Raw genomic sequence first — 8,649 nt, forward strand, 5'->3', positions numbered from 1 at the left:
GCCAATTATGCGGAAGCAAAAGATAAGCATTTTGAAAAGCTGCCTCAAACCCGCTACTTAGGTGAAAAAGGAATAGACAACGGCTTTGGCTGGACAATTAATGGCTTCATTGAAAAATGAGCAGGGCGAACTTCGTGCACAGCACGCTCAAGAGCTTGCGTTTTGTAACGGCTGTCACAAAACAGTAGGGTCAACCTTTGACCAAACATTTTCATTTGCACGGAAAGTTCCCGGACAAGCGGGGTGGGGCTATATAGACCTGCGTGAAATTGAAGATGTGCCAAATATTAACGAGGAGAAAGGCGAGTTCCTTACTTATATGGAGCGCGTGGGCGGTGGCGATGAGTTCCGTCAAAACGGAGAAATGCTGGCCAAATGGTTTGATGAAAAAGGCATGGTCAAGGTGGAAGAAGTGCAACGTGCCAAGTCAGTGTACGACATCATTACTCCTTCACCAGAGCGCGCGTATGCGTTGAACAAAGCGTATTTGACCATAGTGAAAGAGCAAAGCTATTTGTTCGGTCGCGACGCAACGCTGACTAAGGCGACTAACGTGTTAAGCACTATTGATGCCGAACAGCCACCGCTTAAGCCTGAACATCGTTTCAAGTGGGATATGCGACTTAACTGGCAACAAGAAAAGCCAAGCGCCATTGCAGAAGCTCGGTAGCGCTTGTTTATTTAGAAGATAACGCTCGCGGCTAGATGTTAGCCGCGGGTAAAATTTCAAACTGAATCGGTTTGTAACGGAAGTTATTTGACTCGCCCGCTGAACACGCGGTTAACCCTACGATTAGATCCATCTTTGCTTCAAATATTGTGTAATCACCGGCATTAGACTTAGGAGGAAGAACAGATATTTTACCCTTGGCGTCTACCTCCACATTCATAAAGGTATTGAATGTGGTACAAACGTGATGCTCTGGGATGTCAAACTCTGAAAAAGCCGCGACTAAATTGCCGTGGCACCCAGGTACAGGCTCTTCATTGGGATAAAAATGCTTAAACGTGTCAACACTGCAAGGAGTCAAAAGAAAGTCATGGTCTTCTACAGTGTCTTCAATAATTTCGAGCATCACGTTACTTTGATTAGAGTATAGCAAGCTGCCTTTTTTGAATTGGATGCTTTCATTGTAATCTAAACTTCGTCCTGAAGAGATAAACTCATTTTTATCGTGTTCATTGAACGCATAGAGGTCGGCCACTTGTTCACCTTCTGGATCAATAACTTTAAGTCTTTCCCCTTTTTTCATAGTAAATGCAGTGCCGCTTCTTGGCTGTATAGTTTGTAACATTATGTGACTTGTCCCTTTTATTTAGGTTTAGTGCTTAATCCGCTTGAACGGGCATTCCCAGTTTTCGGAATGTTTTACACCACTATATTGATATACCTCTGAGCTATCACCATGGTTTGCGAGTAGCTCATTTTTACTTCCGCAGTACGCGGTATCTCGTTTACGAATGTGGTCTTTGAATGCTTCAAAACGCTTCTGCTTTCTCAACATGTCAAATTGCTCGTGTAAATTAAACACGATGGCAGGGTAGGGAAATCGACGGCTTTTTCTTGATGCATTTGGATGCAGTCCAACTACAAAGAAACCCTTTCCGCCTAAACTCAAGCTAAACTGAGCATTATGAGGGTCACTTGATACTTTACTATCCCAAGGTTTTAAACAGGCGTCAATCTCGTGTAAACGCTGCAATTTTTCCCATAAAACCCGATCAAATTCAGTTTCGCTTATCGTATCTGGAAGCTCAAAAGTTGCGACCAAAGAGGAGTACATGTCCCGTTCAAGATCAAACGACTCTACAAATTGGTGAATTGACGCCAACATATCTGTCTCGTTGAGAGGACAGCGAATATCGTCGTATTGATTCACATGAATTTGGCTTTTATTGAGGGCTGTTTTGGCTCCGACGCAGGGGAAATCGGCTTCCCCTACAAACGACAAAAAGCGCTCGGTTAGATTCGGTTTCAATAAAGACATTCCATATCTCCCTGAAAGCGTTTTATGCGGTCGTGCTTAAAAGGTCAGAGCCTTTCTCCGGCGAATGAAAAGACGTAAATTCAACATTGTTTTGGGCGTTGGTTACCGTTAATTGCTCAACCGGCGCGTCCGCCTTGTCTTCCTCTACCTGCTGGGGGAGATGCTTGATCTTAATGCCGTTTTGCTTGAAGTCAGCATTAATAAAGCCTTGGTCTGCATACGCGTTCAATACATTAACACATGGGTAAAATCCCCACTTCGAGTGAAAACGCTGCGCATTATGAACAAAGTCTAAAAGGTGATTTATCGGGCATTGATAATTAGGGCGATGTGGTGCAAATGTTCGCGTGGGCAGTTGCTCTAACGAAAACCCTAATGCTCTACAGTTAGTGAAGAAATCTTCGTCGTTTAGTCCGAAACCCGCGTAGCCTTCATCGAAGCCGCCGGTTTTCTGAAAGTCTGCCTTACGAATAAAAAACACTGTAGAACAAATACTATCGTCACTAAACTTTCCATGATTAATTTCCTGATCTCTTGAAGGTATTTCGTTATTGTCGTCTTCGGGTAACGTGTCGTCATTACTTGCTAAATAACCGATTTCTTTTTCATCTTTTGAAATTTGTCGGTAGGGCTTACAACAGCGCTCGTTGGGTAAAAACACCACTGATGTGAACACTACGGTGTTGTCACGAAGCGCAAGCAAGCCATCTCTAAAAAGCGATGGGGCAATAACTGCGTCTACGTTTAGGTAAACTAAATTCGCGTGCTTGGCCGCTGACATACCCTTGTTGCGCGCTTTCGCTATCGGAAGAGCATCTTGAGTCACAAACTTGTGAACAATGTCGAATTTGTCACTGCGTACGAGTGACAAATCAGAAGGAGGTGCCATCCAAACAATGACTAGCTCATCTGGCGTTGGAGAGCATTGCTCTAACTGAGTAATCAAATTGGCCAGCTTCTCAGTTCTGCTCTTAACAATAGTTACTGCACTTATTGGTGAACGCATACTCTTCCTCCCTTTCTAATTTGTTGAACCTGTAATAACGACGACATGAAACGTTGAACGTTATACTTTCGTAGAAGCAAAGAGTGTTCCTGTTTTGTAAATTGTTGATTATCAAGTAAAAGTTTTGTTTTCAAGTTCTGTTTTTGAGTATTTTCAGCAATGGTTGAGCGCCAAGGCAAGCAAGAGGTGCAAAGTGAGAGAAAAATTTACAAACGAATGTATGGAGGCCAACAGCAGTTTTTTATGTTAATTTTTGGTGGTCTGTTCTAATTTGCAGATTAACATGACGCTTCTTTTCATAAGTCTTGTTTTACTGTGCATCTAGCGCGTAATTGCTTTGCCGTTCCCACATATTTTGATATGCTTGGTTAGTAGGTTAAACATTACAATTCAATAGTTTAAATATTCCTACAAATATTGCTTAACACGTTTTCTTTCGAGTAGAACTAATCTCATATTATTGGTTTTTACTCACTCAGAGTGTAGGTAAATCTTCAGCCTTACTTGTAACGTATTAATTTCTGAATTTCGTATTTTTTCTGGTGGACAAAGGCTGTGGAATCACAATCGTCTGTATTTATTCGACACTATGACAAACAATCATTAAAGGTGGTTGATGTTATATCTGGTATCTCACCAAATGCTATGCGCAGAGTATTTGGCGGCTGGATATTTTTCGCAGCTGTTGTCGGCGTTATTGTAAGTGTAGCACCAGATTTGAGCGCTCAATTTATCGGTTTAACACTTTTCGTTCTTGTTGCTTTTACACTCGTAATGTTTGGACAGAGCAGAATAACGGAAGGCTGGCCAGCTATAATTTGTGACAACAACTACATCGGCGTGGTGAGAGACCCTGTTAAGAGAGAGTATATTTGTGTGAACTCTGCTCTGGTCAAAGAAGCTAACCCCACATTAATAAAACCCAACAAAAAAGCGGTTGAGATTGTGTTAGATAGCGAACAACTATCGGCAGAAGATCAAGAGGTGCTAAACCAAGCGGTTTGGCCTCGGGATAACAAGCTAATAGGGCTAGCCCATTTTAAAAAGCGTGAAGAGGCGTGTGATAGCCTCATGTGGTGTGTCAAACACCGTAGCTCTCATTAGATTTACAGTCTTGAGTATTACTCCTTGTCCGTGATTAGCGCTAGTTCGGTATAAAGCGGGTAGTGGTCTGAGCCTATGCTTTCAAGTTTCTCTATATTGACCAATGCAAAATGTTCCGAGTGAAATACGTGGTCTAACGGCCATTTCACTAAAGGATATTTCGCGTGAAATGTATTGAAAAAACCGCGCCCCTCTCGTGGGTCTAAAAGTCCGCTTATTTTCTTGAACTTTCTGGTAGTAGGTGACCAAGCTACATCGTTAAGATCGCCAGCGACGACAATAGGGCCCTCTGTTTCAGCTATTTCTTCCCCCACAACAGTAAGTTCTACGTCTCTGGGCTTTGCATACGTGTTTTCTGTTGGGCTTGGTGGTTTTGGATGAAGAAAATATAGCGTGACATCTTGTCCGTGGTGATTAATTTTAACTTTCATAGACGGCACATCTTCTTCTATTAGAAATCGCAATGAGACCTCTTCAAAGGGAAGCTTACTATAAAGATGCATACCGTAGAGGTTTTCGAGTGGGCAAAATTTACGATACGGGTATTCAGATTCAATTTCACTGATGCCTTTCTGCCACTTCTCATTAGATTCCAACGTTACGAGAAAATCAGGTTGTTTATTACGTACATGTTCAATGAGCTTGCGAAAATCGTCATTAGGCATATACACATTGCTTGATAAAACACTTAGCTTTTGGCTCGCACTCTCAACCTCGACGTGCCTAACTTCTCTTTTATACAGAGGGGTATAAGGAATGATCCAGATAACCTGATAAATAAGGCTAACTGTTAATCCAGCGACAATAATTACTGCTAGGCTATCTATCTGTGCGTAATAGGTTGATTCAAAAATATGCCCAGCAATTAACAAAGAAATGATAGCTGCTATTTGTAGTCGCGGAAATTCCCACACTCTTACTAACCAATGAGAAGAAGGAAGCAAAGGGGCCCAGCTTACGGCTATAAATAAGACTGAAACAGCAGTAAGTGCAGTATCCATGTCTAGTTGGTCCTTGAGTTTAATTAACGAAAAACACTCCACCTGTTGCTTCTGTCTGCAAAACTAAATTGGTGACTATAGCTAGGGCCTGTTGACCTTTGGTGTGCAACAAAGGTCAACAGGCCCCAGTGAAGCGATACAAATCGTTATAACTACGGCAGCTTTGTGAAATAAGTTTAACCTAAGTATCACTGCAATTTAGCGGCGGCCAACGACAAAAAGATATCCCCTAGTACAATTGAAAGGTGCTTTTCTTAAGTGAAGTTGACGAGTTTTGAGCATTAACAAAATTAAGTAAAAAGTTCTCAAACAAAGGCAAAGTTTGCAAAACAAAACTTACTTAACTAGCCCGGGTTCTTAATATTTATCATATAAAACAATGTCTTATTTTGTTGGCAAGGAATTGGCATGACTATCTACGAGTTTCGACAAAGGAGAAATGTTATGAAACGTTCACTTATTTCTATGATTGTTGCTACAACTTTGACTACAGCTGCATATGCAGGTGACATGGACACAGACAACAAATGGGAGAAAGGTGCCAAAGACGCATGGATTGATGGCAAAGCAGAAGCAACGCTGTTGTTCAATGGTAACCTTGATTCATTCGACATTAACACTGACGTTAAAAACGGTAATGTCGTTCTTACTGGTAAGGTTGAGAACTCTGTTGATAAAAAGCTAGCGGAAGAGCTAGTAGCGAATATTGACGGTGTAACGTCTGTAGACAACAAGCTAACGGTTGTCTCTGACAAAGATATGGAAGGCGACATGTCAGATGACATGGAAGATACTGTTGACGAAGGCACAAGCGAGTTAACTGACGCCAAAATCGCCACAGTAATCAAAACTCGTCTTCTTATGGATACCGATATTTCAGGTTTCGACATCGATGTTGACGTAGAAAACGGTGTAGTAACACTGACTGGCGACGTTGATTCTGATGCTGAGCGTGATCTAGCTGTGGAAATTGCCAAGAATGCATCTGACGTAAAAGATGTTGAAAGCAACCTTCGTGTAGTTACTGAAACTGCGATGAACTAATATCATTGTTGCTTTACACAAAAAAAAGGGGCCTCGGCCCCTTTTTTTCTGGTCACGTTTTACAGAGCTTTCCAAATCGCAAAAAACAAGGGAAGCACAGCTGCTAATATTTGTCAGGAGGACTCATTCACCATTCTCCACCTTTTTTCCATTTAGTATCATCTTACGTGCTCTAGCATCCGAGTGGCGTATCATATCGTTAATAAGCGACATCTCAGGCATATTCTTCCAGTATTTTTTTGGCATTGAACTTAACATTGCCTTTGTTTTTACGCGGGCAGGATTAAATATATTTGCATAATACGTAAGCCAGTATTTTTCAATTCTGTCATCATTTGGAATGATACTAGGGTCAGGATTATCTTCCAAAACAAGTGTTTTAGTATTCCAATGCGCAGCTCGATAAGGGGTAAGTATTGACCAACACATATTTTTAAAACGCGTCTGAAAAAAATCGAGCTTCATTTCCAAGCTGAAGTGTTCTGGTTCATACCACGCAATAAAATGCTCTTGTCCGTCAAGTACGACTTCTCGAAATCTCAAAAAAGCACTTATCTTATATGCATCGCGTTTTACTGCTTTAGCCAGCATGTTGAGACGCAACACATCTTCGTCAGTTTTTAAGTGAATAAGGTTTCTGTTTTCGAAAACTACTCGCCATAAAACGCGGTAACATAAAGCGAAACGATCGGGGGCTTGGTGGCATAACGCATACTTCAACAGCGTTAAAACTGTTCTAGGAATTCTGTAATTCGTTTGGCTTTCACCAATAGCGTTGGCCGAATCGGCCACGGCAAACAAGTCGTCTTGGTTAGATTGCGAAGTTTGCCATGTAACGTTCTCGGGAGGTATGTGTTGGGCTAGACATTCTCTCGATGCTTTTCGCCATTCGTCGTATCCGGGCACTGATGAAATTGTTACTTTTTTCATTGTGGTACCAATTAGATTAAGCGCTGAACAATTCAAACTGTTTTGGTTGTTTAAATTGCTGTTCAAAGTTACTGCTATCGAGCAAATGGATAGCGGGGGAATAATCACTAACAGTAATGAACGGTTTTAATTTTTGTAAGGGCAAACGCATTTTTGTGAGATCGAACCAGCTAAGCTTTGTGTAACGTCGAATAGCCAAAATTTTTTGTACTGTGCGTGCTCCCAGTCCAGGAACTCGCAATAAAAGTAGCTTGTCAGCTTTGTTTAAATCGATGGGAAATATGTGGCGATTGCGTAGCGCCCACGCAAGCTTGGGGTCGTGCTCCATATCTAGCATGTCGTTGTGTACGATTTCATCTAAACCAAATCCATAAAAGCGCAGGAGCCAATCGGCCTGATAAAGTCGGTGTTCACGGATAAGTGGCGCCGGTTTAAGAGGCAAGACTTCAGACGCATCTGGGATGGGCGAAAATGCAGAATAATAAACGCGCCGCAATTTTTGTTGACCATACAGTTTGACACTCGTGCCAAGGATAACTTTATCATTTGAGTCATCGGCTCCTATGATCATCTGGGTGGACTGTCCGCCAGGAGCAAAGCGAGGTGGGCGTTTACCCGAGTAGGTCTTATCTACTTTGTGTTCATTTATTTTGTCTTTCAATGTATTCATTGAACCGTGAATTTCAGCAAGGTCTTTTTCCGGGGCGTATTTGTTCAACGAATTTTGTGTCGGCATTTCGATGTTTATACTTAGCCTATCGGCATATAAGCCAGCTTCAGCCTGTAGTTCAGGAGATGCATTCGGAATGGTCTTAAGATGAATGTATCCTTTAAATCCGTGATCAATGCGAAGAGACTTCGCGATGCGCACCATGCTCTCCATAGTCAGGTCAGGAGAGCCGACAATACCGGAACTTAAAAATAATCCCTCAATGTAGTTACGCTTATAAAAATTAAGCGTTAAATCAACCGTTTCTTTAACGGTAAAACGCGCTCGTTGAACGTTGCTAGACACCCTATTGATGCAGTAATGGCAATCGTATATGCAATAGTTGGTCATTAGGATCTTAAGTAATGATACGCATCGACCATCAGGGGTAAAGCTGTGACATATCCCTGACCCTCCTGTGAGCGAACCTATTCCTTTTTTGTCAGTTTTACCTGCTTTTCGTTTACCGGCGGAGCCACTTGCGCAAGAAGCGTCATACTTAGCGGCATCTGAAAGAATTTCGAGTTTTTGAATGAGTTTGTCATGCATCGCAAATGGTCACTTTCTCTAGGCAAATGTACGTGGTAGACGGTCTGAAAAAAACAAGATTCCATACCAGTACTTTGCTTGTTATGGTATATCTTAATACTGTATAAGTGTACAGCATTGAGGGGAGTGAGTTTATTAAATTTGAAAGGAAAATATTATCTTGCTGTGTGTAGAAAGTACCTTATACACCTTTAGTATAAGTTTTGGGTTGGTCTAAGCTGCTGAAAAATAAAGATTAACTATATGGTGCGGAAGGTGCATATGGTTAAGTAGATATGAGTGAATTACTTGATGTATTGAATAGACGAAAGTTTGTAT

At 41.6% G+C, this 8,649-nt stretch carries 8 protein-coding genes and 1 pseudogene; 3 read left to right on the top strand and 6 right to left on the bottom strand.

Annotated features, from left to right (window positions below; translation table 11 throughout):
* Positions 1-670 (top strand): annotated as a pseudogene (locus tag QVA83_RS06085) (Aq_1262 family (lipo)protein); the annotation flags it as partial.
* Between the two features lie 31 nt (positions 671-701).
* Here QVA83_RS06085 and QVA83_RS06090 read toward each other — a convergent pair.
* The 3 genes from QVA83_RS06090 to QVA83_RS06100 are packed head-to-tail and all read right to left on the bottom strand — an operon-like array spanning position 702 to position 2,994.
* Complete coding sequence (locus tag QVA83_RS06090; protein ID WP_014949865.1) at positions 702-1,295, bottom strand: DUF1989 domain-containing protein; 594 nt, start codon at positions 1,293-1,295, stop codon at positions 702-704.
* Positions 1,296-1,322: 27 nt separating this feature from the next.
* Positions 1,323-1,988 carry a guanitoxin biosynthesis heme-dependent pre-guanitoxin N-hydroxylase GntA gene (gene gntA / locus QVA83_RS06095; protein ID WP_014949864.1) on the bottom strand — a complete coding sequence of 222 codons (666 nt, stop codon included), beginning with the start codon at positions 1,986-1,988 and terminating at the stop codon, positions 1,323-1,325.
* Positions 1,989-2,010: 22 nt separating this feature from the next.
* Positions 2,011-2,994 carry a glycosyltransferase family 2 protein gene (locus QVA83_RS06100; RefSeq protein WP_014949863.1) on the bottom strand — a complete coding sequence of 328 codons (984 nt, stop codon included), beginning with the start codon at positions 2,992-2,994 and terminating at the stop codon, positions 2,011-2,013.
* A gap of 555 nt (positions 2,995-3,549) precedes the next feature.
* Here QVA83_RS06100 and QVA83_RS06105 point away from each other — a divergent pair.
* Positions 3,550-4,098, top strand: coding sequence for a hypothetical protein (locus tag QVA83_RS06105; RefSeq protein WP_014949862.1), 549 nt, complete (start codon positions 3,550-3,552; stop codon positions 4,096-4,098).
* Between the two features lie 17 nt (positions 4,099-4,115).
* Here QVA83_RS06105 and QVA83_RS06110 read toward each other — a convergent pair whose 3' ends face one another.
* The gene (locus QVA83_RS06110) at positions 4,116-5,099 is read right to left on the bottom strand and encodes an endonuclease/exonuclease/phosphatase family protein (protein WP_014979601.1); all 984 of its coding nucleotides are present in this window, start codon (positions 5,097-5,099) and stop codon (positions 4,116-4,118) included.
* Between the two features lie 444 nt (positions 5,100-5,543).
* Here QVA83_RS06110 and QVA83_RS06115 point away from each other — a divergent pair, with 444 nt between their 5' ends.
* On the top strand, positions 5,544-6,143 hold the full coding sequence (locus QVA83_RS06115) for a BON domain-containing protein (RefSeq protein ID WP_014949860.1): 600 nt from the start codon (positions 5,544-5,546) through the stop codon (positions 6,141-6,143).
* Between the two features lie 123 nt (positions 6,144-6,266).
* Here the strand turns inward: QVA83_RS06115 and QVA83_RS06120 are convergent, their stop codons facing one another.
* Together QVA83_RS06120 and QVA83_RS06125 are read right to left on the bottom strand one after the other, a co-directional pair.
* Positions 6,267-7,073 (bottom strand): TIGR03915 family putative DNA repair protein, encoded by an 807-nt coding sequence (locus QVA83_RS06120; protein ID WP_156078505.1) that lies wholly within the window; start codon positions 7,071-7,073, stop codon positions 6,267-6,269.
* Between the two features lie 16 nt (positions 7,074-7,089).
* The gene (locus QVA83_RS06125; protein WP_101564978.1) at positions 7,090-8,331 is read right to left on the bottom strand and encodes a putative DNA modification/repair radical SAM protein; all 1,242 of its coding nucleotides are present in this window, start codon (positions 8,329-8,331) and stop codon (positions 7,090-7,092) included.
* Positions 8,332-8,649: the final 318 nt, after the last annotated feature.

It is taken from the genome of Alteromonas sp. AO-Serp, from assembly GCF_017849675.1.
Taxonomy (GTDB): Bacteria; Pseudomonadota; Gammaproteobacteria; order Enterobacterales; family Alteromonadaceae; genus Alteromonas; species Alteromonas macleodii.